Consider the following 25,680-nt stretch of genomic DNA (forward strand, 5'->3'; position numbering starts at 1 on the left):
GCCGTGATCGCCCTCTCCCTCGCCGAGATCGCCCGGATCGTCGACGGGCGGCCGTGCGACATACCGGATCCGTCCGTGCGTGTCACCGGGCCCGTCGTCCGGGACTCCCGTGAGGTCGTGCCCGGCAGCCTGTTCGTCGCCTTCGCCGGTGCCCGCGTCGACGGCCACGACTACGCCGCGGACGTGGTCGCCGCGGGCGCGGCCGCCGTGCTGGCCTCGCGTCCCGTCGGTGTCCCCGCGATCGTCGTGGACGACGTCCAGAAGGCCCTCGGGGCACTGGCCCGCGCCGTCGTGGAACGCCTCGGCGCCACCGTCGTGGCGCTCACCGGCTCCGCCGGCAAGACGAGCACCAAGGACCTCATCGCCCAGGTACTGCGCCGGATGGCGCCGACCGTCTGGACCCCCGGCTCCCTCAACAACGAGATCGGGCTGCCGCTGACCGCGCTCAGCGCCACCGACGAAACCCGGTTCCTGGTACTGGAGATGGGTGCCCGCGGCATCGGCCACATCCGCTACCTCACCGAACTCACCCCGCCCCGCATGGGCGTCGTGCTGAACGTGGGCAGCGCCCACATCGGGGAGTTCGGCGGCCGCGAGCAGATCGCCGAGGCCAAGGGCGAGCTGGTCGAGACGCTGCCTCCCGCGGCAGAGGGCGGAGTTGCCGTCCTCAACGCCGACGACCCCCTGGTACGCGCCATGTCCGCCCGTACCGAGGCGCGCGTGGTGCTGTTCGGGGAGTCGGACGAAGCGGACGTACGTGCCGAGAACGTCCGGCTCATGCCGGGCGGACAGCCCGCATTCCTCCTTCGCACACCCTCCGGGTGCAGCGACGTGACCTTGCGGCTGTACGGTGAGCACCACGTGTCGAACGCGCTCGCCGCGGCCGCCGTCGCCCATGAGCTGGGCATGTCCGTCGACGAGATCGCCACCGCGCTCTCGGAGGCGGGCACCCTCTCCCGCTGGCGTATGGAGGTCACCGAGCGTTCGGACGGCGTGACGGTCGTCAACGACGCCTACAACGCGAACCCCGAGTCCATGCGAGCCGCACTGCGCGCGCTCGCCGCCATGGGCGCGGCCGCCCAGGCCGCCGGGGGGCGCACGTGGGCGGTGCTCGGTCCGATGGCCGAGCTCGGCGGCGAGGCGCTGACGGAGCACGACGCGGTCGGACGGCTCGCTGTCCGGCTCAACGTCAGCAAGCTCGTCGCGGTCGGGGGCAGGGAAGCGTCCTGGCTGCAGCTGGGCGCATATAACGAGGGTTCGTGGGGTGAGGAGTCGGTGCACGTGTCCGACGCGCAGGCGGCGGTCGACCTGTTGCGCAGAGAGCTGCGCCCGGGAGACGTCGTGCTGGTGAAGGCTTCCAGGTCGGCCGGGCTCGAGCGGATCGCCGAGGCGCTGCTCGCCGACACCGGTTCGACCGAGGGGCAGGTCGCCGGCCGATGAGGCAGATCCTCTTCGCGGGAGCCATCGGGCTCTTCCTGACGCTCATCGGTACCCCGCTGCTGATCAAGCTGCTGGCCCGCAAGGGCTACGGCCAGTTCATCCGTGACGACGGCCCGCGCAGCCACGGCAGCAAGAAGGGTACGCCCACCATGGGCGGCATCGCCTTCATCCTGGCCACGCTGATCGCGTACGCCCTGACCAAGGTGATCACCGGCGAGGACCCGACCATCCCGGGTCTGCTGGTGCTGTTCCTGATGGCGGGCATGGGACTGGTCGGCTTCCTCGACGACTACATCAAGATCGTCAAGCAGCGGTCCCTGGGTCTGCGGGCCAAGGCGAAGATGGCCGGCCAGCTGATCGTCGGCATCGCCTTCGCGGTGCTGGCTCTGCAGTTCCCGGACAACCGCGGCAACACGCCGGCCTCCACCAAGCTGTCGTTCGTCACCGACTTCGGCTGGACGATCGGTCCGGTGCTGTTCGTGGTCTGGGCGCTGTTCATGATCCTCGCGATGTCGAACGGCGTGAACCTCACCGACGGCCTGGACGGCCTGGCCACCGGCGCCTCCGTGATGGTCTTCGGCGCGTACACCTTCATCGGCCTGTGGCAGTTCCAGGAGTCCTGCGCCAACGCGATGACCCTGACCAACCCCGCCGCCTGCTTCGAGGTGCGGGATCCCCTCGACCTCGCGGTCGTGGCCGCGGCGCTGATGGGAGCCTGCTTCGGTTTCCTGTGGTGGAACACCTCGCCGGCGAAGATCTTCATGGGTGACACGGGCTCCCTGGCCCTCGGCGGCGCGCTCGCGGGTCTGGCGATCTGTTCCCGCACGGAGCTGCTCCTGGCGCTCCTCGGCGGCCTCTTCGTCCTGATCACCCTGTCCGTGATCATCCAGGTCGGTTCCTTCAGGCTCACCGGGAAGCGCGTCTTCCGGATGGCCCCGCTGCAGCACCACTTCGAGCTCAAGGGGTGGTCCGAAGTCCTTGTCGTGGTCCGTTTCTGGATCATTCAGGGCATGTGCGTCATCGTGGGACTGGGCATCTTCTACGCGGGCTGGGCGGCCGACAAGTGAGCACGCAGGACTGGCGGGGAAAGCGCGTCACCGTCGCCGGGCTGGGCGTGAGCGGCATTCCGGCCGCCCGCGTCCTGCACGGCCTCGGTGCGGTCGTCACGGTCGTCAACGACGGCGACGACGAGCGCGCGCGGGCCCAGGCGGCGGAGCTGGAGTCGGAGGGGGTCACCGTCCGCCTCGGCGACGCCGCCACCCTGCCGCAGGGTACCGAGCTGGTCGTCACGGCGCCCGGCTGGAAGCCCGACAAGCCCCTGTTCACGGCCGCCGCGGAGGCGGGCGTCGAGGTCTGGGGCGACGTCGAACTCGCCTGGCGGCTGCGCGGCCTGGACGGCAGGGAAGCCGCTCCCTGGCTCGCGGTCACCGGCACCAACGGCAAGACGACGACCGTGCGGATGCTCGCCGCGATCCTGGAGGCGGCCGGTCTGAGGACCGCGGCCGTCGGCAACATCGGGGTCTCCCTGCTGGACGCGGTGCTCGGCGACGAGAAGTACGACGTGCTCGCCGTCGAGCTCTCCAGTTACCAGCTCCACTGGGCCCCCTCGCTGCGCGCCCACTCCGCCGCCGTCCTCAACCTGGCGCCGGACCACCTCGACTGGCACGGCTCCATGGAGGCGTACGCCGCCGACAAGGGCCGTGTCTACGCAGGCAACACGGTCGCCTGCGTCTACAACGCCGCCGACCCCGCCACCGAGGACCTGGTGCGGGAGGCGGACGTCGTCGAGGGCTGCCGCGCCATCGGCTTCACCCTCGGTACGCCCGGACCCTCCCAACTCGGAGTCGTGGACGGCATCCTCGTCGACCGTGCCTTCGTCGAGAACCGGCAGAAGCAGGCACAGGAGCTGGCGCAGGTCTCCGACGTCCACCCGCCGGCCCCCCACAACATCGCCAACGCCCTCGCCGCAGCCGCGCTGGCCCGCGCGTTCGGTGTCGAGCCCGCGGCGGTGCGGGAGGGGCTGCGGGCCTTCCGGCCCGACGCGCACCGCATCGAGCACGTGGCCGAGGTCGACGGCGTCGCCTACGTGGACGACTCCAAGGCCACCAACACCCATGCCACGGAAGCCTCCTTGGCGGCGTACGACCCGATCGTCTGGATCGCGGGCGGCCTCGCCAAGGGCGCGGCCTTCGACGAACTCGTCGAGAAGTCCGCCGGCCGGCTGCGCGGCGCGGTGCTGATGGGCGCGGACCGGGCGCTGATCGCCGAAGCCCTGGCGCGACACGCGCCCGAGGTCCCGGTGGTCGACCTCGACCGGACCGACACTGGGGCGATGTCGGCGGCGGTCCGCGAAGCGGCACGCATCGCACGGCCCGGGGACACGGTCCTGCTGGCCCCCGCCTGCGCCTCGATGGACATGTTCGCCAACTACAACAAGCGAGGCGAGGCGTTCGCGGACGCGGTCCGCAGCCTCGCCGCCGAGCGCGCCTGACCGGCCCTGGCCCCGCCGCCACGACCCGGCGGCGTGGGCCACGACCTGGAGGGGACAGCGACATGCCACCCGACGCGACCACGACGCCCGACCCCCGCCGCCCCGGCGCTCCGGAACCCACCGGCCGTACGTCGACCGCCGCGGATCCGGGCCGGGGGAGGCGTGACGCGGCTGCCGCGGACACGACCGGTTCCGGGGTGGGCCCGGGAGTGGCCCCGGACGGGGAGGCAAGCGGCTCTGCGGTGCGCGCCGGCCGGCCCGCGGACACGGTCGTGAACGGCCCCGCAGTGCACCAGGACCGGGCCGTCGGCACGCGCGCGGCCGACTCTGCGGCGCCCCTCGGCGGGTCCCTCGCCAGGGATGCGAACGGTTCTGCCGCGCACCCCGACCCGGCCGCCGCGCGCGGCACGTCGGCCCCCACGACCCGTCGCGCCGCGCGCGGCGGCGGGGCTGCGGAGCCGCCCGGCGCGTCGCCCTCCCGGTGCGAGCCGCTCGTCCGGCGGGTGCGCGCGTTCGGCCGGGGCCCGGTGCCCGCCCCGGCCCTCGCCGGACTCCCCGCGCCGGCTCTGGCCGGACTGCCCGGAGTAGCACTGCGCGGCAGGGCCGCCAGGTCCGCGCCGCGCCCGGCGTACGGCTGGGGCGGAGGCGGCGGCCGGACCCGCCCGCCCCGCGGCGGCGGACTGCGCCGGCTGTACGAGCAGGCCCGCCGGGCCTGGGACCGGCCACTGACCGCCTACTACGTGATCCTCGGCGCCGGTCTGCTGATCACCGTGCTCGGCCTGGTGATGGTCTACTCCGCCTCGATGATCACGGCGCTGAAGTACTCGCTGCCCTCCTCGTACTTCTTCCGCAAGCAGTTCCTCGCCGCCGTGATCGGCGCCGGACTGCTCCTGATCGCCTCCCGGATGCCCCTCCGGCTCCACCGGGGCCTCGCCTACCCGATCCTCGTCGTCAGCGCCTGTCTGATGGTCCTGGTGCAGGTCCCCGGGATAGGGCAGTCGGTGAACGGCAACCAGAACTGGATCTCGCTCGGCGGACCCTTCCAGCTCCAGCCCAGCGAGTTCGGCAAGCTGGCCCTGATCCTCTGGGGCGCCGACCTGCTCGCCCGCAAGCAGGACAAACGGCTGCTCGCACAGTGGAAGCACCTGCTCGTCCCGCTGGTCCCGGTGGCCTTCATACTGCTGGGGCTGATCATGCTCGGCGGCGACATGGGCACCGCCATCATCCTGACCGCGATCCTTTTCGGGCTGCTCTGGCTGGCCGGCGCCCCGACCAGGCTGTTCGTCGGCGTGCTGTCCGTCGCCGCGGTCATCGGCGCGGTCCTGATCAAGACCAACGCGAACAGGATGGCCCGCTTCCAGTGCGTCGGCGCCACCGACCCCGGCCCGGACGACAGCTGCTGGCAGGCCGTGCACGGGATCTACGCCCTGGCCTCGGGCGGCTGGTTCGGTTCGGGTATCGGGGCGAGCGTGGAAAAATGGGGTCAACTCCCCGAAGCGCACACCGACTTCATCTTCGCCATCACCGGGGAGGAACTGGGCCTCGCGGGGACACTGTCGGTGCTCGCTCTCTTCGCGGCTCTAGGCTATGCGGGTATCCGCGTGGCCGGACGCACGGAGGACCCCTTCGTGAGGTACGCCGCGGGAGGCGTGACCACCTGGATCACGGCCCAGGCCGTGGTCAACATCGGTGCGGTGCTCGGACTGCTGCCGATCGCCGGCGTCCCCCTCCCGCTGTTCTCCTACGGAGGCTCCGCCCTGCTGCCGACCATGTTCGCGGTCGGACTGCTGATCGCCTTCGCGCGGGAGGATCCCGCGGCGAAGGCGGCCCTGGCCGTGCGGCCCGGGATGAGATGGAAGACGATGAGACGGCGCGTCAAGGAACGTCCGTCCGGAGAGCGGTGAATTTCGGTGCATGTCGTACTCGCCGGCGGGGGGACCGCCGGCCACATCGAGCCCGCGCTCGCCCTCGCGGACGCCCTGCGGAGACAGGATCCGACGATGGGCATCACGGCCCTCGGTACCGAGCGCGGCCTGGAGACCCGGCTCGTCCCCGAGCGGGGCTACGAGCTGGCGCTGATCCCCGCTGTGCCGCTGCCGCGCAAACCGACGCCCGAGCTGATCACCGTCCCGGGCCGGCTGCGCGGCACGATCAAGGCCGCCGAGCAGATCCTGGAGCGCACGAAGGCGGACGCCGTCGTGGGCTTCGGCGGGTATGTCGCGCTGCCCGGATACCTGGCCGCCAAGCGGCTCGGGGTGCCTATCGTCGTCCACGAGGCCAACGCCCGCCCCGGACTGGCCAACAAGATCGGTTCCCGGTACGCCGCCGCGGTCGCCGTGTCGACGCCCGACAGCAAGCTGCGGGGCGCGCGCTACGTCGGGATCCCGCTGCGCCGCTCCATCGCCACCCTCGACCGGGCCCGCGTCCGGCCCGAGGCGCGTGCCGCCTTCGGCCTGGACCCCAATCTGCCGACACTGCTGGTCTCGGGCGGTTCGCAGGGCGCCCGCCGCCTCAACGAGGTGGTCCAGCAGGTCGCTCCGCTGCTCCAGCGCTCCGGTATCCAGGTCCTGCACGCGGTCGGGCCGAAGAACGAACTGCCGCACGCGGACAACATGCCCGGGATGCCGCCCTACATCCCGGTACCGTACGTGGACCGGATGGATCTCGCGTACGCCGCAGCCGACATGATGCTGTGCCGTGCGGGCGCCATGACGGTCGCCGAACTCTCCGCCGTGGGCCTGCCCGCCGCGTACGTACCGCTGCCGATCGGCAACGGCGAACAGCGGCTCAACGCGCAGCCCGTGGTGAAGGCCGGCGGCGGGCTGCTGGTCGACGACGCCGAGCTGACCCCCGAGTGGGTCCAGGGCCATGTGCTCCCGGTGCTCGCCGATCCGCACCGGCTGTACGAGATGTCCCGTGCCGCGGCCGAGTTCGGGCGCCGGGACGCAGATGATCTGCTTGTCGGAATGGTCTACGAGGCGATCGCCTCGCGCCGATAGGCACGGCGAAGGGCAGGGAGCATGGCCGGACCGACGACCGCCGAACGCGGCACCCGCAGGCCGAACGGACCGTCGTCGCCCGGCCGGACCCGCAAGGGCCCGGCCCCGCGCCGCCCCCGGCTCCCCGTCCCCCGGTTCCTGCTCCCCCTGGTCGCCGCCGCCGTTCTCGCCGGCGGCGGCCTGTGGGTGCTGTACGGCTCCTCCTGGATCCGGGCCGAGCAGGTGGAGGTCTCCGGCACAAGGGTTCTGACGCCCCGTGAGGTCGAGGAGGCGGCCGGTGTGCCGCTCGGAACCCCTCTGGTCTCCGTGGATCTGGACGGCATCGAGACCCGGCTCCGTGACCGGCTCGCGCGCATCGACTCGGTCGAGGCCGAACGCTCGTGGCCGCACGGAGTCGTGCTCCGGGTGACGGAGCGGGTGCCCGTTCTCCTCATGCGGAAGGGTGCCCGGTTCGTCGAAGTCGACGCCAAGGGCGTCCGGTTCGCCACGGTGGACAAAGCACCCAAAGGCGTACCGCTCGTGGAGATGGCGGTGAATCAGTCACCCAGCGTCGCGCGCTTCGGGGGCCGGCGGCTGCTGGAGGAGGCGGCCCTGGTCGTCTCCCAACTCCCCGCCGGGATCGCCGGGGACCTCCGGAGCGTACAAGTCATTTCGTACGATTCCCTCACTCTGAAGTTGACGCGCGACCGTGAGGTGGTCTGGGGCAGCAGCGAGGACGGCGAGGTCAAGGCCCGTACGCTGAGCGCCCTGATGAAGGCCGCTCCCCGCGCCCGGCGCTTCGACGTGAGCGCCCCCACCGCCCCTGCGGTGTCGGCGAGTTGACGCACAAATGCGCAGGTCGACACCCTGGTTGGTCAGCGCAACGGCTGATCACATAGGGTGAAAAGAAAAACGGGAGGTTCGGCGTGTTCGTTGAACGCACGCCACTTGTCGACTTAGTGTCTCGTTCGAGAGAGTCCAGGAAGCAGAGACACTGGTAACCCTAAACTTCAACGTTAGGGTTTGGGTCGGCGTTTCGGACCGTCCCAATCGGCATCCGTCGTCGCGGCGCGGCCACCACCGCGAAGCGGCGACTCGTAACTCGAGGCGAGAGGCCTTCGACGTGGCAGCACCGCAGAACTACCTCGCAGTCATCAAGGTCATCGGTGTCGGCGGCGGTGGTGTCAATGCCATCAACCGAATGATCGAGGTCGGCCTCAAGGGCGTCGAGTTCATCGCGATCAACACCGACGCGCAAGCCCTGCTGATGAGCGACGCCGACGTCAAGCTCGACGTCGGCCGCGAACTCACCCGCGGGCTCGGGGCCGGAGCCAACCCGGCAGTCGGTCGCAAGGCGGCAGAGGATCACCGAGAGGAGATCGAGGAGGTCCTCAAGGGGGCCGACATGGTCTTCGTCACCGCCGGTGAAGGTGGCGGCACCGGCACCGGCGGCGCACCCGTCGTGGCCAACATCGCGCGTTCGCTCGGCGCCCTCACCATCGGTGTGGTCACCCGGCCCTTCACCTTCGAGGGCCGCCGCCGCGCGAACCAGGCGGAGGACGGCATCGCCGAGCTCCGCGAAGAGGTCGACACCCTCATCGTCATCCCGAACGACCGGCTGCTGTCCATCTCGGACCGCCAGGTCAGCGTGCTCGACGCGTTCAAGTCCGCGGACCAGGTGCTGCTGTCCGGCGTCCAGGGCATCACCGACCTCATCACCACGCCCGGTCTCATCAACCTCGACTTCGCCGACGTCAAGTCCGTCATGTCCGAGGCCGGCTCCGCCCTCATGGGCATCGGCTCGGCCCGCGGCGACGACCGCGCGGTGGCCGCGGCCGAGATGGCGATCTCCTCGCCGCTGCTGGAGGCGTCCATCGACGGCGCCCGCGGCGTACTGCTCTCGATCTCCGGTGGTTCGGACCTCGGCCTGTTCGAGATCAACGAGGCCGCCCAGCTGGTGAGCGAGGCCGCCCACCCCGAGGCCAACATCATCTTCGGCGCCGTCATCGACGACGCCCTGGGCGACGAGGTGCGGGTCACCGTCATCGCGGCCGGCTTCGACGGCGGCCAGCCCCCCGCCCGCCGCGACAACGTGATCGGTTCCTCCTCCGCCAAGCGCGAGGAGCCAGTGCCGGCCGCCCGGCCGGAGCCGGCCCGCTCGCTCGGCGGACTCGGCACCGTGCCGCCGCGCGAGGAGTCCGCCCCCGCGGAGCCGGCCCCCGCGGCGAGCGAGGCCTCCGTCCCGCAGTCCCCGTCGCCGCAGGTGCCGCCGGCCCGGCCGTACGACAGCTCGGCCGAGGAACTGGATGTCCCGGACTTCCTGAAGTGATCTTGAAGTGATAGGGGAGCACAACAGAGTGAGCGGCGCCCACTTCGCCTTCACCGACCGGTGGGGCGGGGTGAGCGCCGCTCCGTACGACGAGCTCAATCTCGGCGGCGCGGTCGGTGACGACCCCGTCGCCGTCCGTACGAACCGTGAGCTCGCAGCCAGGCGGCTGGGCATCGACCCGGGGCTCGTCGTCTGGATGAACCAGGTGCACGGCCGGGACGTCGCCGTCGTCGACGGGCCTTGGACCGGCCCGGACATCCCGGCCGTCGACGCGGTGGTCACCTCCCGGCGCGGGCTTCCGCTCGCGGTCCTCACCGCCGACTGCACGCCGGTACTGCTCGCCGACCCGGTCGCCGGAGTGGTGGGCGCGGCCCACGCCGGACGCCCCGGGATGGTGACCGGGGTGGTGCCCGCCACGGTCGAGGCGATGGTCCGGCTCGGCGCCGAACCGTCCCGCATCACCGCCCGGACCGGGCCCTCGGTCTGCGGGCGGTGCTACGAAGTGCCCGAGGCCATGCGGGCGCAGGTCGCCGAGGCCGAGCCGGCGGCCTGGGCCGAGACGAGCTGGGGTACTCCGGCCGTGGACGTCGCCGCCGGAGTGCACGCCCAGCTCGAAGCGCTCGGCGTACGGGACCGGAGTGCGTCGCCGGTCTGCACACTGGAGTCGGGAGACCACTTCTCCTACCGACGCGACCGCACCACCGGGCGGCTCGCCGGATATGTCTGGCTGGACCGCGAAAGAGACGACGCATGACCGACCGCAGGACCGAACTCGCCGAGAACCTCGCGCGCGTGGAGGAACGTATCGCCTCCGCCTGTGCCGCGGCCGGACGCAAGCGGGAGGAGGTGACCCTCATCGTGGTCACCAAGACCTACCCCGCGAGCGACGTCCGCCTGCTGTACGAACTCGGTGTGCGGCACGTCGCCGAGAACAAGGACCAGGAGGCGGCCCCGAAGGCGGCTGCCTGCTCGGATCTGTCGCTCACCTGGCACTTCGTCGGTCAGCTTCAGACCAATAAGGCCCGTTCCGTTGCTGTTTATGCCGATATCGTGCAGTCCGTGGACCGGCCGAAGCTCGTCCGTGCCCTGTCCGCGGCGGCGGTCCGCGCCGAACGCGAACTGGGCTGCCTCATCCAGGTCGCCCTCGACGCGGAGTCCGGGCGGCAGGGCGACCGCGGCGGCGTCGCGCCCGGCGACATCGGGGAGTTGGCCGCCGCGGTGGACGGGGCCCCCGGGCTCCGGCTCGACGGGCTGATGACGGTCGCCCCGCTCGAGGGGCCTTACGCCGGGCGTCAACAGGCCGCTTTCGAGCGGCTGATGGAAATCTCATCCCGCCTGCGCGCGGACCGTCCGGCTGCGAACATGGTGTCAGCAGGGATGAGTGCGGACCTCGAGCAGGCCGTGGCGGCCGGAGCGACACACGTGCGCGTCGGTACGGCGGTGCTCGGAGTCCGACCCCGGCTCGGGTAACGTCGCGAAGCAAGTCGGACCACAGTAGAAAATATGGTCATTTCCGTCGAAAGGCGGACGGGCCGAGTGGATCGCGGGCACTTGGTGACGTAGCCGAACGAAGCCGATCCACCACAGAGCGGAGGACTCAGAGAATGGCCGGCGCGATGCGCAAGATGGCGGTCTACCTCGGCCTCGTGGAGGACGATGGGTACGACGGCCGGGGATTCGACCCCGACGACGACTTCGAACCCGAGATGGAGCCGGAGCCCCAGCGGGACCGTCGGCGCCACCAGCCCCCGCATCAGGTGGAACGGGAAGAGCCGGTGCGCGTGGTCCAGCCCCCGGCGCCGCGTGAGTCCACGCCGCGACCGGCTCACGCGTCCGCGCCCGCGTCCGCGCCACTGTCCACTCCGCTCTCCGCGGAATCCGGACGTCCCGCACGAATCGCCCCCGTGGCATCCATCACACCTGAACGTCCCAGTCTGGAGAAGAACGCACCGGTGATCATGCCAAAGGTTGTGTCCGAGCGGGAGCCGTACCGCATCACGACGCTGCACCCGCGGACCTACAACGAGGCCCGTACCATCGGGGAACACTTCCGTGAGGGCACCCCGGTGATCATGAATCTGACCGAGATGGACGACACCGATGCGAAGCGACTTGTCGACTTTGCCGCGGGTCTCGTCTTCGGCCTCCATGGCAGCATTGAGCGGGTGACTCAGAAAGTCTTCCTCCTCTCGCCTGCTAACGTCGATGTCACGGCGGAGGACAAGGCCCGCATCGCAGAGGGCGGGTTCTTCAACCAGAGCTAGAACGAGCCAGAACACGACCGAGGGAACGACCCGGCCGCAAGGCCGGCAACGAGAGCCAGGGGAGAGGGAAGCGCGGGATGAGCGTCGCACTGCAGGTGATCTACATCGCTCTGATGTGCTTCCTCATCGTGCTGATTTTCCGGCTGGTCATGGACTACGTCTTCCAGTTCGCCCGCTCGTGGCAACCCGGGAGGGCGATGGTGGTCGTTCTGGAGGCCACCTACACTGTCACCGATCCACCGCTCAAGCTTCTGCGGCGGTTCATTCCGCCGCTGCGTCTCGGGGGCGTGGCACTCGATCTGTCCTTCTTCGTTCTGATGATCATCGTTTACATCCTGATCTCCGTCGTGAGCAGCGTGGGGAGAGGGATGTGAACGACACGGTCTTGCCGACTGCCGACGACTACGTAGAGGTGAAGTAGAGATGCCGCTGACCCCCGAGGACGTGCGGAACAAGCAGTTCACGACCGTCCGCCTCCGAGAAGGCTATGACGAGGACGAGGTCGATGCCTTTCTCGACGAGGTCGAAGCCGAGCTGACGCGCCTCCTCCGAGAGAACGAGGATCTGCGCGCGAAGCTGGCGGCGGCGACCCGTGCGGCCGCGCAGAACCAGCAGCAGCAGGGCATGCGCAAGCCGCCGGAGCCGCAGGACGGCCGCGGTCCCGGCGCTCCCGTGCCCGCCGCCATATCCGGACCCCCGGTCCAGCAGCAGCCCCCGCAGATGGGTCCCCCCCAGCTGCCCGGTGGAGCTCCTCAGCTGCCGGCCGGTCCCGGTGGTCACGGTCCCCAGGGGCACCCGCAGGGTGGTCCGATGGGGCCCGGCCCGATGCAGGGTGGTCCCATGGGCGGTCCGATGGGCGGCCCCATGGGCGGTCACGGCGGCCCGCAGCTCCCGGGCCAGGGCCCGGGCGGCGACAGCGCCGCACGCGTGCTGTCGCTGGCCCAGCAGACCGCCGACCAGGCGATCGCGGAGGCCCGTTCCGAGGCCAACAAGATCGTCGGCGAGGCCCGGTCCCGTGCCGAGGGCCTGGAGCGGGACGCCCGCGCCAAGGCCGACGCGCTGGAGCGGGACGCGCAGGAGAAGCACCGCGTCGCGATGGGCTCGCTCGAGTCCGCCCGCGCCACGCTTGAGCGCAAGGTCGAGGACCTGCGCGGCTTCGAGCGCGAGTACCGCACGCGACTGAAGTCGTACCTGGAGAGCCAGCTGCGCCAGCTGGAGACCCAGTCCGACGACTCGCTGGCCCCGCCGCGGACCCCGGCGGCCGCGTCGCTGCCCCCGTCCCCTTCGATGGCTCCGGCCGGCGCCGGTGCTCCCTCCTTCGGCGGGAACCAGGCGATGGGCGGCAACCAGGGCATGGGCGGCGCCCCGTCGTACGGCGGTCAGCAGCAGATGTCTCCGGCGATGACCCAGCCGATGGCGCCGGTGCGGCCGCAGGGCGGTCCGCAGCCGATGCAGCAGGCGCCGTCGCCGATGCGCGGCTTCCTCATCGACGAGGACGACAACTGACGGCGGGCCACGGCGCGGAGCGCGCTCGGCCGTCGGCAGGCTGAAACGGGCCGGGCCCGGGACCAACGTCCCGGGCCCGGCCCGTTCTTGTGCTCGGGCTGTGCGGCGGGGGGCGCCGCGTTCCGGGGCGTGGCCGGGCACATGGGCCTGACGTCCCCCGTGCGAGGCGCGACCCCTGCGGCCATGCGGAGCCACGGACCGCGGACGGCGGACGGTGGGCCGCGCCCCGGTCCACGGTCCTTGTCGCAGGCCCGGTGCCGCCGACGCGTGCCGCGCGGACGCCCGACGCGAAAGGGTCCGGCCCCGAAGGGGCCGGACCCACGATGCGAGACGCGGCGCGGGTTACGCCTTGCGGAGACGGAACGTCAGCGACAGACCCTCGTCCGTGAACGGGGAGCCGTACGCGTCGTCGCCCTCACCCGTCGCGAAGTCCGTCGCGAGGACCTCGTCCGCGATCAGCCCGGAGTGGTCCGTGAGCGCCGAGGCGACTTCGGCGTCCGAGGAGGACCAGCGGAGCGCGATCCGGTCGGCGACGTCCAGGCCGCTGTTCTTGCGCGCCTCCTGGATCAGCCGAATCGCGTCGCGGGCGAGGCCCGCCCGCCGCAGCTCCGGAGTGATCTCCAGATCGAGCGCTACCGTGGCGCCCTGGTCGGAGGCCACCGACCAGCCCTCGCGCGGGGTCTCCGTGATGATGACCTCCTCCGGGGAGAGGGTCACCTCCTCCCCGCCGACCTCGATCACGGCCGAGCCGGACCGCAGCGCCAGAGACAGCGCCGCCGCGTCCGCCGCGGCCACGGCCTTCGCGACGTCCTGCACGCCCTTCCCGAAGCGCTTGCCCAGAGCCCGGAAGTTCGCCTTCGCCGTCGTGTCGACCAGTGATCCCCCGACCTCGGACAGCGACGCCAGGGAGGAGACGTTGAGTTCCTCGGTGATCTGCGCGTGCAGTTCGGGCGACAGGGAGTCGAAGCCCGGGGCCGCGACGAGTGCCCGCGACAGCGGCTGGCGGGTCTTCACACCCGACTCCGCGCGCGTGGCACGGCCCAGCTCGACCAGCCGGCGGACCAGCGCCATCTGCTGGGACAGCTCCGGGTCGACGGCGGAGAGGTCCGCCTCCGGCCAGGTCGTGAGATGCACGGACTCCGGGGCGTCCGGCGTCACCGGAACCACCAGGTCCTGCCACACCCGCTCCGTGATGAACGGGGTCAGCGGGGCCATCAGCCGCGTGACGGTCTCGACCACGTCGTGGAGCGTGCGCAGCGCGGCCGCGTCGCCCTGCCAGAACCGGCGGCGCGAGCGGCGTACGTACCAGTTCGACAGATCGTCCACGAAGGACGAGATCAGCTTGCCGGCACGCTGGGTGTCGTACGCCTCCAGCGCCTGCGTCACCTGGTCGACCAGCGCGTGCAGCTCGGAGAGCAGCCAGCGGTCGAGCACCGTGCGCTCCGCCGGAGCCGGGTCGGCGGCGGACGGTGCCCAACCCGAGGTACGGGCGTACAGCGCCTGGAAGGCCACCGTGTTCCAGTACGTCAGCAGCGTCTTCCGCACGACCTCCTGGATGGTGCCGTGGCCCACCCGGCGGGCCGCCCACGGTGAGCCGCCGGCGGCCATGAACCAGCGCACGGCGTCGGCGCCGTGCTGGTCCATGAGCGGGATCGGCTGCAGGATGTTGCCCAGGTGCTTGGACATCTTGCGGCCGTCCTCGGCGAGGATGTGGCCCAGACAGACCACGTTCTCGTACGACGACTTGTCGAAGACCAGCGTGCCGACCGCCATCAGCGTGTAGAACCAGCCGCGGGTCTGGTCGATCGCCTCCGAGATGAACTGCGCCGGGTAGCGCTTCTCGAAGATGTCCTTGTTCCGGTACGGATAGCCCCACTGCGCGAACGGCATGGACCCGGAGTCGTACCACGCGTCGATGACCTCGGGCACCCGCGTCGCCGTCGAGGAGCACTGCGGGCAGGCGAAGGTGACGGCGTCGATGAACGGCCGGTGCGGGTCCAGGCCCGACTGGTCCGCCCCGGTGAGCTCGCCCAGCTCGGCGAGCGAGCCGACGCAGGTGAGGTGGTCCTCCTCGCAGCGCCAGATCGGCAGCGGGGTGCCCCAGTAGCGGTTGCGGGACAGTGCCCAGTCGATGTTGTTGTTGAGCCAGTCGCCGTACCGGCCGTTCTTGACCGACTCCGGGAACCAGTTGGTGTTCTCGTTCTCCTCGAGGAGCCGGTCCTTGACCGCGGTCGTGCGGATGTACCACGACGGCTGCGCGTAGTAGAGGAGCGCCGTGTGGCAGCGCCAGCAGTGCGGGTAGCTGTGCTCGTACGGGACGTGCCGGAAGAGCAGGCCGCGGGCGTCCAGGTCCTGGGTGAGCGCCTCGTCGGCCTTCTTGAAGAACACGCCGCCGACCAGGGGCACGTCCTCCCCGAAGGTGCCGTCGGGGCGGACCGGGTTCACCACGGGGAGCCCGTATGCGCGGCAGACCTTCAGGTCGTCCTCACCGAAGGCGGGGGACTGGTGGACGAGACCGGTGCCGTCCTCGGTCGTGACGTACTCGGCGTTGACCACGAAGTGCGCCGGGGCCGGGAACTCGACGAACTCGAACGGCCGGCGGTAGCCCCAGCGCTCCATCTCGGAGCCGGTGAAGGTCCGGCCCGTGGCCTCCCAGCCTTCGCCGAGGGCCTTCTCCAGCAGCGGCTCGGCGACGACGAGCTTCTCCTCGCCGTTCGTGGCCACCACGTAGGTGACCCCGGGGTGGGCGGCCACCGCGGTGTTGGACACCAGCGTCCACGGGGTCGTCGTCCAGACCAGCAGCGACGCCTCGCCCGCGAGCGGGCCGGAGGTCAGCGGGAAGCGGACGAAGACGGACGGGTCGACGACGGTCTCGTAGCCCTGCGCCAGCTCGTGGTCGGACAGGCCGGTGCCGCAGCGCGGGCACCAGGGGGCGACACGGTGGTCCTGGACGAGCAGGCCCTTGCCGAAGATCTCCTTCAGGGACCACCACACGGACTCGACGTACTCGGGGTCCATGGTCCGGTACGCCTCGTCGAGGTCGACCCAGTAGCCCATGCGGGTCGTCAGCTCGGCGAAGGCGTCGGTGTGGCGGGTCACGGACTCGCGGCACTTCGCGTTGAACTCCGCGATGCCGTACGCCTCGATGTCCTTCTTGCCGTTGAAGCCGAGCTCCTTCTCGACGGCGAGCTCGACCGGCAGCCCGTGGCAGTCCCAGCCGGCCTTGCGGGCCACGTGGTAGCCCCGCATGGTCCGGAAGCGCGGGAAGACGTCCTTGAAGACGCGGGCCTCGATGTGGTGGGCGCCGGGCATGCCGTTGGCCGTGGGCGGGCCCTCGTAGAAGACCCACTCGGGGCGGCCCTCGGACTGCTCGAGACTCTTCGCGAAGACCTTGTTCTCGCGCCAGAAGTCGAGCACGGCGTGCTCGAGCGCGGGCAGGTCGACCTGGGCGGGCACCTGGCGGTACTGCGGCGGCGTCATGTACGGGCTCCTCCAACGGAGTGTGTCTCTTCCGTCGGAGGGACGAGAGCCGATGCGCTGCGCTCCCGCGGTACCACCCTCCTTGGCCCTCCGGCGCGCGGCCGGACAGCCCCCTCATTGGGGTCGCGATGCCGGTTCTACTGGCCCTGGGCTGCCCGAGGGCGTTCTTCCGGCGGCTCCGGGGTGATCCTTCGCACCGCGCTCGCCCCCGGGCTCTCACCGTCCCCGGGTCGCTCATGGCTGCGTACGACGCTACTCGTCCCCATCCACGCCTTTCGCTTCGCCCAGTGTACGGGCCCGGGCGCGTGGGGGCCGACCGGATTTCCCGGCCGGCGGACGGGCCGGAGGCCGGGCCGCGTATGACCCGAATGGCCACACGGGGCCCGGCGGGTCCCGCGTGGCACTCGCCCGGCGGATTAGGGGGCGGGGAGCTGGGCACAACGGATGCAGGCTCGCGTTGGGGAAGGCGCGGGGCGGGCCGGACAGGCGGCGTGCCCCGTTGCCGCGGCGCTGGGGTCGATTTATCGTCCCAGCACGATTCGCGAGCAAGATCACAATATGTGAAGGGGCCGCGGCCATGGTGGCGAAGAAGACCGCCGTGAAGAAGACGGCGTCAGCGAGGTCCACCGCCGCTGCGGGGGCGGCGGCCAAGGAGACGAACGGCAAGAAGAGCGCCGTCGCGAAGAAGACCACCAGGAGGGTGACGAAGACGGTCCCCTCCGGCGCGAACGCGCACGACGCGGCCGGGGCCAAGCCGGCGGAACCCGCCAGGAAGGCCGCGCGGAAGACCACGGCGGCGGCGGCCAAGCGGTCCGCCGCCGGCCCGTCCGCGGGCGCCGGGAAGGAGGCGAGGAGCTCGAAGGGCCGCGCCCGGGAGCACCCGGCCGAGGAGGCGGGGAAGCGGCGGGCGGGAGCGGCCGCGGAGCCGGCGAAGGAAGCCGTGGAGGCACCGGCGAGGGACCCGGGCCGGAAGGCGGCGAGGAAGGCGACCGCGCGGGCCGCCGCGCGGGCCGGCGCCGGTTCTGGGGCCACGGGTACCGGAAGGGCCTCGGGCGCGGGCTCGAAGGCTCCGGCCGCCGGCTCGAAGGCTACCGGGGGCAGGAAGACCGCCGCGGGCACGCGGAAGAGCGCGGCCGCGCGGAAGACCGCGGCCGCCACGGAGACGGCGGGGCGCTCGGCGGCGCCCTCGGCGGCCGCGGCCGCGAAGGCGCCGGGCAGGAAGGCGACTGCGAGGGCAGGCGCCAGGAAGGCCGCCACGGCGGCCGGGGAAGCGGTCGAGGCCGCGAAGCAGACGGGAGCCAGGACGGTGGCAGCCAAGAAGAGCGCGGGCGGGTCCGGTACGGCCACGAAGGACACCGCGTCGCCGGTGCCGCAGGCCCGCGTCGCCGCGGCACCGGGAGACCTCGCCGTACGGCCGGGGGAGGACCCGTGGACGACCGAGGAGGTCGCCGAGGCGCGCGCCGAGCTGGAGAGCGAGCTGGCCCGGCTGCAGGCCGAGATCAGCCACTCCGAGGAGGCGCTGACCGGGCTGATGCGGGACTCCGGGGACGGCGCCGGGGACGACCAGGCCGACACCGGCACCAAGAACATCACCCGGGAGCACGAGATGGCGCTGGCCGCCAACGCCCGCGAGATGGTCGAGCAGACCGAGCGGGCCCTGCACCGGCTGGACGCGGGTACGTACGGCCTCTGCGAGATCTGCGGCAACCCGATCGGCAAGGCGCGGATGCAGGCGTTCCCCCGGGCCACGCTGTGCGTGGAGGACAAGCAGAAGCAGGAGCGTCGGGGCTGAGCCCGCTCCCGGCTCCGGGCCGCTGCACGGTGTCCGGAGCCGGGCCCGCACGTGTGTGCCGTACCCTCGTGACCAGTCAGCACCTAGGTTTTGAGGGACTCACGTGGCAGAGGCGGAGCGCATCATCGGTACGCCGGACGTAGACGACGAGGCCGCGGCTCCCGCCGAGCGGCCCAGGGGCAGGCGCCGGATCTTCGCCCTGTTCGCCGTGGCCGCCGTGGCCTACGCGCTGGACCTCGCCACCAAGATGGTGGTCGTCGCCAAGCTGGAGCACCACCAGCCGATCCAGGTGATCGGTGACTGGCTGCGGTTCGAGGCGGTCCGCAACCCCGGAGCGGCGTTCGGCTTCGGCGAGGCGTTCACGGTCATCTTCACGATCATCGCGGCGGTGGTGATCGTGGTGATCGCGCGGCTGGCGCGCAAGCTCTACAGCCTGCCGTGGGCCATCGCGCTCGGCATGCTGCTGGGCGGGGCGCTGGGCAATCTCACGGACCGGATCTTCCGTTCGCCGGGGGTCTTCGAGGGCGCGGTCGTCGACTTCATCGCGCCGAAGCACTTCGCCGTGTTCAACCTGGCCGACTCGGCGATCGTGTGCGGCGGCATCCTCATCGTGATCCTGTCCTTCAGGGGCCTGGACCCGGACGGCACCGTCCACGAGGACTGAGGCGGCCGGACTCCGGCCACGGCGGTCACGGGGACCGAACCGGCGGCGGGGGCCGCGGTCGGGGCCGCCCCGAGTCCGGCTGTCCACAGGGGCCCGGTCCGGGCGCCCGGGGCCCGGTTGTCCACAGGCGGGCCCGGTCACAGGGACCGACAAGGCATACTCGACGGGTGAGCACGATTCCCGAAACCCGCACCCTGCCCGTTCCCGACGGTCTCGAGGGCGAGCGCGTCGACGCCGCCATATCGCGCATGTTCGGCTTCTCCCGGACGAAGGCGGCCGAGCTCGCCGCCGGGGGCAAGGTCCAGGTCGACGGCTCGGTCGTGGGCAAGTCCGAGCGGGTGCACGGCGGTGCCTGGCTCGAGGTCGAGATGCCGCAGGCCCCCGCGCCGGTGCAGGTCGTCGCCGAGCCGGTCGAGGGCATGGAGATCGTGCACGACGACGAGGACATCGTGGTGATCGTGAAGCCGGTCGGTGTGGCCGCGCACCCGAGCCCCGGCTGGACGGGGCCGACGGTGATCGGCGGGCTGGCCGCGGCGGGGTACCGGATCTCGACGTCCGGAGCCGCCGAGCGGCAGGGCATCGTGCACCGGCTGGACGTCGGCACGTCCGGGCTGATGGTGGTCGCCAAGTCGGAGCGCGCGTACACCCTGCTGAAGCAGCAGTTCCGGGAGCGCACGGTCGACAAGCGGTACCACGCACTGGTGCAGGGCCACCCGGACCCGCTGAGCGGCACGATCGACGCGCCCATCGGCCGCCACCCCCAGCACGACTACAAGTGGGCCGTGACCGCGGAGGGCAAGCCCTCCGTCACGCACTACGACCTGATCGAGGCGTTCCGCGCCGCTTCGCTGCTGGACATCAAGCTGGAGACCGGCCGCACGCACCAGATCCGGGTGCACATGTCCGCCCACCGGCACCCGTGCGTCGGCGACCTCACCTACGGCGCGGACCCGACGATGGCGCGGCGGCTCGGGCTGACCCGGCAGTGGCTGCACGCGGTGCGCCTGGGGTTCGAGCATCCTGCGGACGGCCGGTGGGCCGAGTTCGGCAGCGACTATCCCGAGGACCTGCAGGCGGCGCTGGACCGGATCGCGGCGGAGAGCGCATGAGCGGGGAGGCGGAACGCCCTCCGGAAGGCGTCGCCCCGGGCGGTTGTGCCGTGAGGGAGGCGACGGATCCCGCGGACCGTGAGGCATGCTTCAGGGTGCGCAAGGAGGTGTTCGTCGTCGAGCAGCGGGTGCCCCAGGAGATCGAGTACGACGCGTACGACGCCGAGGGCGCGGACACGATCCACGTCCTGGCCGTCGGCCCGGAGGGCCCGCTGGGCACGGGCCGTCTGCTGCACGGTCCGGCGGCGGCCGACAGGACCGGCGGCGACCCGTCGGTCGGCTCGCTGGGGCGGCTCGCGGTGACCAGGGCCGCGCGCGGCCGGGGCGTCGGGGCGGCCCTCGTCCGCGCGATCGAGTCCGCGGCCCGTGAGCGCGGCCTCACCGCGGTCGACCTGCACGCGCAGACCCAGGCGCTCGCGTTCTACGAGCGCCTGGGATACGAGGCCTACGGTCCCGAGTTCCCGGACGCGGGCATCCCCCACCGGGCCATGCGCCGAGCGCTCTGACGGCCGTTCCGCCCTGCCCGCACCGTCCGCCGAGCTCGTACGCCGCCGCCGGACACCGAAGTGACCGTTGCCAGGGCGGCGAAGGCGTGCCTCGCCCCAGGGCGGTGACGGGCGTACGGCAGACGGGTCGGGCGGGCGTATGCGGACGAGTCGTGAGGAGCGTACGGCCCGCCGGACGCGCTGATCGTCGGAGAGGCGACCGTTCGACTGGTGCTCGTGGACCAACCGGCCCTGCTGTTCGTGCTGTTGCCGGGGCCGTGATCACCGTGCCGCTCGAGGAGCGGCTCGGGCTGCCCGCGCCGGTCCTGAAGACCCGCTGTCGGCCCGCCCGGCACGAGGCGCCGGCCGCACGCAGCGGGCCGGGGCTGACCCCGAGGTCGTGGAACGCCCTGCTGCACCTGGAGGTCCGCAGTCTGTGCCGAGCATCTCCGCTCGGGCGCGGTACGCCCCGAGCCGTCCGCGCGGGGCGGTTTCGGACCGGCACCGGCCGGGCGGCCGGCCATAGGATCGGCTCATGGCGCGCACCGTGGTGATCAGTGGCGGGGGTACGGGAATCGGGCTCGCGACGGCGGAGGTGTTCGCCGCGGACGGCGAGCGGGTACTGCTGCTGGGACGCCGCGAGGAGGTGCTCGCGCAAGCGGCCGAGCGGATTCCCGGCGCGCGTTACTGCGCCGCGGATCTCAGTGAGCCCGAAGGGGCCCGCCGCGCCGCGGGGTTCGCCGCCCGGGAGTACGGCACGGTGGACGTGCTCGTCCACGGCGCGGGCGGCAACGGAGGGCTGGAGGACCGGCCGGCGTACGAGGACCCGCTGGATGCGGTCGCCCACGACTGGACCCTCAACTTCCGCCTCAACACCCTCACCGCCGCGCTCCTCACCGAAGCCCTCGAGGGCCACCTCGCCACGCCCGGCGGGCGTGTGCTGTTCCTCAGCTCCATCGCGGCCTACCGGGGGTCCGGCTCGGGCGCGTACGCGGCGTCCAAGGCAGCCCTGCACCCGTACGCGCACGACCTGGCCCGCCGGCTCGGGCCGCGCGGCATCACGGTCAACCTGGTGGCGCCCGGCTACGTCGAGGAGACCGGCTTCTTCGGCGACGGGATCGGCGAGGACCGCCGCAGGCAGCTCATCGCCGAGACGTCCACGGGCCGGCCGGGCCATCCCGGCGACGTGGCCCGGACCCTCCACTGGCTCGCCTCCCATGCGGCGTCCCACATCACGTCCCAGGTCGTCCAGGTCAACGGCGGCGCGGAGCGCGGCCACTAGGGCGTGCTTCGAAAGTCCCGTCCGGGCGGGGCGCCCGGGGAGCGCCCCGCCCCGCTACCCGCGTCCGGTCCGCTGGGCGGGCGTGTCGGGCTGGATGTGCGTCGCGGGCGGGGGGACCGCCTGGGACGTGGCGATGCGCGGGAGGGCGTACGGGTGGTGGTCGCGGAGCCAGGTGATCAACTGCTCGCGCACCGCGCACCGCACCGTCCAGATGTCGTCCGCGTCCTTCGCGGTGACGACGGCGCGGACCACCATGGTGTTCGGTGTGGTGTCCGTGACCGCGATCGACCAGTTGCGGCCGTCCCAGGCCGGGCACTCGCGCAGGATGTCGTGGAGCTTCTCGCGCATCTCGTGCACCGGTGCCGTGTGGTCGAGATGGAAGAAGACCGTCCCGGTCATCTGCGCACCGCCGCGCGACCAGTTCTCGAACGGCTTGCTGGTGAAGTACGACACCGGCATCGTGATCCGCCGCTCGTCCCAGGTCCGCACCGCGAGGAAGGTGAGCGTCACCTCCTCCACCGTGCCCCACTCGCCGTCCACGACGACGGTGTCCCCGATGCGCACCATGTCGCCGAAGGCGATCTGGAAGCCAGCGAAGAGATTGCCCAGCGTGGACTGGGCCGCGACACCGGCGACGATACCGAGGACACCGGCGGAGGCCAGCAGCGAGGCCCCCAGCTTGTTCATCCCGGGGAAGGTCAGCAGCATCGACGCCACGGCCACCACGGCGACCAGGGCGGTGACGATCCGCTGGACCAGCGCGACCTGGGTGCGGACCCGGCGTACCCGCGCGAGGTCCCGGGAGGTGGCGGCGAAGCGGGAGTACGAGGCCTCCACCACCGCCGCGGCGATCCGCACCACCAGCCAGGCCGAGGCGGCGATGAGGACGAGCGTCAGGACATGGCCGATGAAGGCCTCGTTCCGTTCGACGACCTCAACGGCGGTCTCCGTGTAGGTCCCTCGCAGCAGCGCGGTCAGCACCACCACCTGCAACGGCACCCGGCAGCGGCGCAGCAGCCCCCACAGCGGGGTCTCGCTGTGGCGGGCGTCCGCGCGGCGGAGCAGCAGATCGGCGAGCCATCCCAGCAGCAGCGTGAGCAGGACCGAGCCGACGAGGACGATCAACGGACGCAGCACGTTCTCCATGTCCTCGAACGTAACCTGACCGCATGGACATCATGCTTTTCCATTCGACGTACGGCCTGCGCCCCGCCGTGCTCGCCGCCGCCGAGCGCCTGCGAGCCGCAGGTCACCGGGTGTGGACTCCGGATCTGTTCGACGGCCGGGTGTACGACTCCGTGGAGCAGGGCAGGGCGTACAAGGACGAGGTCGGGGTGGACGAGCTGCTGAAGCGGGCGATCGTGGCCGCCGCGCCGCACTCGGAGCGCGGGCTCGTGTACGCGGGGTTCTCCCTGGGGGCGGCCATCGCCCAGAACCTCGCCCTCGGCGACGAGAAGGCCCGCGGCCTCCTGCTGCTGCACGGCACGTCCGACATCGCGGAGAACGCGCGGGCCGAGGACCTGCCCGTACAGCTGCACGTCGCCGATCCGGACCCGTTCGAGCCGTACGACTGGCTCACCGCCTGGTACCTGCGGATGGGAAGGACGGGCGCGGACGTCGAGGTGCACCGCTACGCCGGCGCCGGGCACCTGTACACGGACCCCGACCTCCCCGACTGGGACGAGGAGGCGGCCGGTCGGACGTGGCGCGTGGCGCTCGGCTTCCTGGAGACACTGGGGGAGGCCGAGGGGCCCGCGTGACCGCGTGCCCGCGCGGTCCGGGCAGTGCACCCGGGGGTCCGGCACCCGGAAGTTCCGGCACCCGGAGGAGCCTGCGCTCCGGGGATGCCGGCGTCGCGGGCCATACGGGAGTTACCCATCTCACAGGGCGCACGCCCTAGTCGCGGCCGCAGCGCCCCGACGGGTTGTCCGCCGGGGGACGGCACTGGAGCGCCGAGTCGGCCGCTTGGGGACTGAGATAGCGGCCGAGGCAGCTGTCGGCCGTGGTGCGGTCGCGTTCGGCGCAGAACCTGAGCGCGGCCCGGCCGTCGTCGAACGGTCCCTCCGCGTAGATCACCCAGTACCCGGGCCGCAGCGACGCGTAGTCGTCGCTGCGCAGGTACCGGGCCTCGGGGACCGTCTCGCGGATCCGGGCGAGCCGGACGTCGCGGGCGGCCGTGCCGGATCCGACGGGCTCGGAGAAGAGCTGCGCGATCCAGCGGCCCGAGGACGGCGGGGGCGCGGCGGGATCGGCCGGGGTGCTCTGGGTCGCCGACGCGGTGACGGTGACCGTCGGCGTCGGCGGCATGCTCGGACTCGGTGCCGCGCTCGAAGCGGGTGCGGCGGAGGCGTGGACCGAGGGGCCCGGTGCCCCATCCGGGCCCTTCGCGTCGTCCGTGGCCCGTCCGCCGGGATTCCGCAGGGCCAGCGCGACCACGCCGGCGGCCGTGATCGCGAGGGCCACGGCGATGACGGCGGCGACGAGGGGCGCACGGTTCGCCCGCCCGCCCTCCGGGAACCGGGAGGGCGGCCGCGGGTCGTCCAGCCCGGTCGGCACCGGCGGAACCGGTCCCGGCACCGGCCCGGGCGGCGGTGTCGCCGTCGTCATCGTGGGCTGCGCCCAGTACGGCGCCGTCCCCGTCTCGACCTGTGCCAGCATGGCGTCCAACCGTGCCGCGTCGGGGCGGGCCGCCGGGTCCCGTACGAGCAGGGCCTGGAGTACGGGTGCGAGCGGTCCGGAACGCACCGGCGGCGGCACCGCATCGTCGAGCACGGCCGCCAGTGTGGCCAGTGTCGTCGGCCGGCGCAGCGGGCTGACGCCCTCCACGCCCACGTACAGCACCAGGCCCAGCGACCAGAGGTCGGACGCCGGGGTGTCGTCGAGGCCGCGGACGCGTTCGGGCGCCATGTACTCGGGCGAGCCGATCAGTTCGCCCGTGGCGGTCAGTGCGGTCGAGCCCTGCAGCGCCGCGATCCCGAAGTCGGTGAGCACGGCGGTGTCGCCGCCGGTGCCGGGGTGCCCGGTGGCATCGTCCGGGCGGAGCAGGACGTTGGCGGGCTTGACGTCCCGGTGCTGGATACCGGCCGCGTGCGCGGCTCGCAGCGCGGAGAGCACCTGCCGTCCGATGCGCGCCGCCTCGGGCGGGGTCAGCGGCCCCTGGGCGAGGCGGTCCTGCAGCGAGATCCCGGGCACCAGCTCCATCACGATCCACGGATGCGGTTCGGCGTCCACGATGTGATGAACCGTCACCACATTCGGGTGGTTCAGCCGGGCGAGCGCCCGGGCCTCGCGCAGCACGCGTTCGCGTACGGCCTCGGAAGCGGAGGCGTCGGATCTGACCGCCTTCAGGGCGACTTCACGGTGGAGCACGGTGTCGCGGGCCCGCCACACCGTGCCCATGCCTCCGCTGCCGAGCCTCTCGATCAGCTCGAACCGCCCGTCGACCAGTTCCCCCGGCGCATTCATGGCGCCAGGTTAGGGGAACCGCCGAGGGGGGGGTGGCCTCAGCGCACCGGCTGGTTGACGCGCTCGACCTTCTGTGTTCCGTTCAGCGTCCGGTACGAGCGGGTCCAGGCCGCGGTCGCGTCGGGCCGGGCCTTGTCGGACAGGACGTAGTAGTCCATCTGCGACCGTTCGGCGGTCACGTCGAGGACGCCGTAGCCGTGGTGGTCCATGTCGACCCACTTCACATGGCGGTTCGCGATCTTGACGGCGGTGGCCGCGACCAGGGAGACGGTGCCGGGGGCGACGTGCAGGATGTCGTCCAGGTTGTCGGAGGTCACCGACGTCACCACGAACTCGGTGGCCGCCGACCGCGACAGCGGGTACGTCGCCGCCTTCACCGGCACGTCGTTGGCCCA

22 protein-coding genes are annotated in these 25,680 nt (G+C 72.1%); 18 read left to right on the forward strand and 4 right to left on the reverse strand.

All coding sequences use genetic code 11. The features are described from left to right. Positions 1–3: 3 nt before the first annotated feature. From QMZ92_RS27795 to QMZ92_RS27850, 12 genes are all read left to right on the forward strand, one after another. Entirely contained in the window at positions 4–1,440 is a 1,437-nt protein-coding gene (locus QMZ92_RS27795) for a UDP-N-acetylmuramoyl-tripeptide--D-alanyl-D-alanine ligase (protein ID WP_283300253.1), read from the forward strand. Next, positions 1,437–2,507 carry a phospho-N-acetylmuramoyl-pentapeptide-transferase gene (mraY, locus tag QMZ92_RS27800; RefSeq protein ID WP_138055838.1) on the forward strand — a complete coding sequence of 357 codons (1,071 nt, stop codon included), beginning with the start codon at positions 1,437–1,439 and terminating at the stop codon, positions 2,505–2,507. The genes QMZ92_RS27795 and mraY overlap by 4 nt, the downstream gene beginning before the upstream one ends. Continuing rightward, entirely contained in the window at positions 2,504–3,931 is a 1,428-nt protein-coding gene (gene murD, locus QMZ92_RS27805; protein ID WP_283300254.1) for a UDP-N-acetylmuramoyl-L-alanine--D-glutamate ligase, read from the forward strand. Before mraY ends, murD begins: the two co-directional genes overlap by 4 nt. Before the next feature lie 527 nt (positions 3,932–4,458). Beyond that, positions 4,459–5,835, forward strand: a complete 1,377-nt coding sequence (ftsW, locus tag QMZ92_RS27810; RefSeq protein WP_283300273.1) for a putative lipid II flippase FtsW — start codon at positions 4,459–4,461, stop codon at positions 5,833–5,835. A gap of 6 nt (positions 5,836–5,841) precedes the next feature. Continuing rightward, the gene (gene murG / locus QMZ92_RS27815; RefSeq protein ID WP_138055840.1) at positions 5,842–6,930 is read left to right on the forward strand and encodes an undecaprenyldiphospho-muramoylpentapeptide beta-N-acetylglucosaminyltransferase; all 1,089 of its coding nucleotides are present in this window, start codon (positions 5,842–5,844) and stop codon (positions 6,928–6,930) included. 21 nt (positions 6,931–6,951) lie between these two features. Further along, positions 6,952–7,752, forward strand: coding sequence for a cell division protein FtsQ/DivIB (locus tag QMZ92_RS27820; RefSeq protein ID WP_283300255.1), 801 nt, complete (start codon positions 6,952–6,954; stop codon positions 7,750–7,752). A gap of 280 nt (positions 7,753–8,032) precedes the next feature. Next, positions 8,033–9,238 (forward strand): cell division protein FtsZ, encoded by a 1,206-nt coding sequence (ftsZ, locus tag QMZ92_RS27825; protein WP_283300256.1) that lies wholly within the window; start codon positions 8,033–8,035, stop codon positions 9,236–9,238. 28 nt (positions 9,239–9,266) lie between these two features. Then, complete coding sequence (pgeF, locus tag QMZ92_RS27830) at positions 9,267–9,992, forward strand: peptidoglycan editing factor PgeF (protein ID WP_283300257.1); 726 nt, start codon at positions 9,267–9,269, stop codon at positions 9,990–9,992. Next, positions 9,989–10,708 carry a YggS family pyridoxal phosphate-dependent enzyme gene (locus QMZ92_RS27835; RefSeq protein WP_283300258.1) on the forward strand — a complete coding sequence of 240 codons (720 nt, stop codon included), beginning with the start codon at positions 9,989–9,991 and terminating at the stop codon, positions 10,706–10,708. Before pgeF ends, QMZ92_RS27835 begins: the two co-directional genes overlap by 4 nt. Positions 10,709–10,842: 134 nt before the next feature. Continuing rightward, a complete protein-coding gene (locus QMZ92_RS27840; RefSeq protein ID WP_283300259.1) occupies positions 10,843–11,502 on the forward strand; it encodes a cell division protein SepF in 660 nt (219 codons plus the stop codon). A gap of 77 nt (positions 11,503–11,579) precedes the next feature. Further along, positions 11,580–11,876, forward strand: coding sequence for a YggT family protein (locus tag QMZ92_RS27845; protein ID WP_017947448.1), 297 nt, complete (start codon positions 11,580–11,582; stop codon positions 11,874–11,876). A 49-nt stretch (positions 11,877–11,925) separates the two neighbouring features. Beyond that, positions 11,926–13,008, forward strand: a complete 1,083-nt coding sequence (locus QMZ92_RS27850) for a DivIVA domain-containing protein (protein ID WP_138055847.1) — start codon at positions 11,926–11,928, stop codon at positions 13,006–13,008. 342 nt (positions 13,009–13,350) lie between these two features. On the opposite strand, the gene ileS is transcribed toward QMZ92_RS27850, so the two are convergent. Further along, a complete protein-coding gene (ileS, locus tag QMZ92_RS27855; RefSeq protein WP_283300260.1) occupies positions 13,351–16,488 on the reverse strand; it encodes an isoleucine--tRNA ligase in 3,138 nt (1,045 codons plus the stop codon). 577 nt (positions 16,489–17,065) lie between these two features. On the opposite strand from ileS, the gene QMZ92_RS27860 reads away from it, so the two are divergent. From QMZ92_RS27860 to QMZ92_RS27880, 5 genes are all read left to right on the forward strand, one after another. After that, complete coding sequence (locus tag QMZ92_RS27860; RefSeq protein ID WP_283300261.1) at positions 17,066–18,280, forward strand: TraR/DksA family transcriptional regulator; 1,215 nt, start codon at positions 17,066–17,068, stop codon at positions 18,278–18,280. A 103-nt stretch (positions 18,281–18,383) separates the two neighbouring features. Continuing rightward, complete coding sequence (lspA, locus tag QMZ92_RS27865; protein WP_283300262.1) at positions 18,384–18,944, forward strand: signal peptidase II; 561 nt, start codon at positions 18,384–18,386, stop codon at positions 18,942–18,944. A gap of 167 nt (positions 18,945–19,111) precedes the next feature. Next, positions 19,112–20,053 (forward strand): RluA family pseudouridine synthase, encoded by a 942-nt coding sequence (locus QMZ92_RS27870; RefSeq protein WP_283300263.1) that lies wholly within the window; start codon positions 19,112–19,114, stop codon positions 20,051–20,053. Continuing rightward, positions 20,050–20,559: a GNAT family N-acetyltransferase gene (locus tag QMZ92_RS27875; RefSeq protein ID WP_283300264.1), complete on the forward strand. Its 510-nt coding sequence runs from the start codon at positions 20,050–20,052 to the stop codon at positions 20,557–20,559. Before QMZ92_RS27870 ends, QMZ92_RS27875 begins: the two co-directional genes overlap by 4 nt. A gap of 514 nt (positions 20,560–21,073) precedes the next feature. After that, entirely contained in the window at positions 21,074–21,820 is a 747-nt protein-coding gene (locus tag QMZ92_RS27880; RefSeq protein ID WP_283300265.1) for an SDR family NAD(P)-dependent oxidoreductase, read from the forward strand. 54 nt (positions 21,821–21,874) lie between these two features. Here QMZ92_RS27880 and QMZ92_RS27885 read toward each other — a convergent pair whose 3' ends face one another. Beyond that, positions 21,875–22,966 carry a mechanosensitive ion channel family protein gene (locus QMZ92_RS27885; protein ID WP_283300266.1) on the reverse strand — a complete coding sequence of 364 codons (1,092 nt, stop codon included), beginning with the start codon at positions 22,964–22,966 and terminating at the stop codon, positions 21,875–21,877. 23 nt (positions 22,967–22,989) lie between these two features. Here QMZ92_RS27885 and QMZ92_RS27890 point away from each other — a divergent pair, with 23 nt between their 5' ends. Continuing rightward, positions 22,990–23,580, forward strand: a complete 591-nt coding sequence (locus QMZ92_RS27890; RefSeq protein WP_283300267.1) for a dienelactone hydrolase family protein — start codon at positions 22,990–22,992, stop codon at positions 23,578–23,580. Positions 23,581–23,716: 136 nt separating this feature from the next. Here QMZ92_RS27890 and QMZ92_RS27895 read toward each other — a convergent pair whose 3' ends face one another. Next, positions 23,717–25,285, reverse strand: a complete 1,569-nt coding sequence (locus tag QMZ92_RS27895; RefSeq protein WP_283300268.1) for a serine/threonine-protein kinase — start codon at positions 25,283–25,285, stop codon at positions 23,717–23,719. A gap of 38 nt (positions 25,286–25,323) precedes the next feature. Then, the coding region (locus QMZ92_RS27900) for an alkaline phosphatase D family protein (RefSeq protein WP_283300269.1) at positions 25,324–25,680 on the reverse strand (357 nt) is incomplete at its 5' end.

The organism is Streptomyces sp. HNM0645 (genome assembly GCF_030056615.1).
Taxonomy (GTDB): Bacteria; Actinomycetota; Actinomycetes; order Streptomycetales; family Streptomycetaceae; genus Streptomyces; species Streptomyces marianii.

Excerpts from the sequence above, each read along its gene's own strand:
- mraY (WP_138055838.1), top strand. The coding sequence starts at position 1,437 with ATGAGGCAGATCCTCTTCGCGGGAGCCATCGGGCTCTTCCTGACGCTC.
- QMZ92_RS27820 (WP_283300255.1), top strand. The coding sequence starts at position 6,952 with ATGGCCGGACCGACGACCGCCGAACGCGGCACCCGCAGGCCGAACGGA.
- QMZ92_RS27835 (WP_283300258.1), top strand. The coding sequence starts at position 9,989 with ATGACCGACCGCAGGACCGAACTCGCCGAGAACCTCGCGCGCGTGGAG.
- QMZ92_RS27840 (WP_283300259.1), top strand. The coding sequence starts at position 10,843 with ATGGCCGGCGCGATGCGCAAGATGGCGGTCTACCTCGGCCTCGTGGAG.
- QMZ92_RS27845 (WP_017947448.1), top strand. The coding sequence starts at position 11,580 with ATGAGCGTCGCACTGCAGGTGATCTACATCGCTCTGATGTGCTTCCTC.
- QMZ92_RS27850 (WP_138055847.1), top strand. The coding sequence starts at position 11,926 with ATGCCGCTGACCCCCGAGGACGTGCGGAACAAGCAGTTCACGACCGTC.
- ileS (WP_283300260.1), bottom strand. The coding sequence starts at position 16,488 with ATGACGCCGCCGCAGTACCGCCAGGTGCCCGCCCAGGTCGACCTGCCC.
- QMZ92_RS27860 (WP_283300261.1), top strand. The coding sequence starts at position 17,066 with ATGGTGGCGAAGAAGACCGCCGTGAAGAAGACGGCGTCAGCGAGGTCC.
- QMZ92_RS27875 (WP_283300264.1), top strand. The coding sequence starts at position 20,050 with ATGAGCGGGGAGGCGGAACGCCCTCCGGAAGGCGTCGCCCCGGGCGGT.
- QMZ92_RS27880 (WP_283300265.1), top strand. The coding sequence starts at position 21,074 with ATGGCGCGCACCGTGGTGATCAGTGGCGGGGGTACGGGAATCGGGCTC.
- QMZ92_RS27885 (WP_283300266.1), bottom strand. The coding sequence starts at position 22,966 with ATGGAGAACGTGCTGCGTCCGTTGATCGTCCTCGTCGGCTCGGTCCTG.
- QMZ92_RS27890 (WP_283300267.1), top strand. The coding sequence starts at position 22,990 with ATGGACATCATGCTTTTCCATTCGACGTACGGCCTGCGCCCCGCCGTG.
- QMZ92_RS27895 (WP_283300268.1), bottom strand. The coding sequence starts at position 25,285 with ATGAATGCGCCGGGGGAACTGGTCGACGGGCGGTTCGAGCTGATCGAG.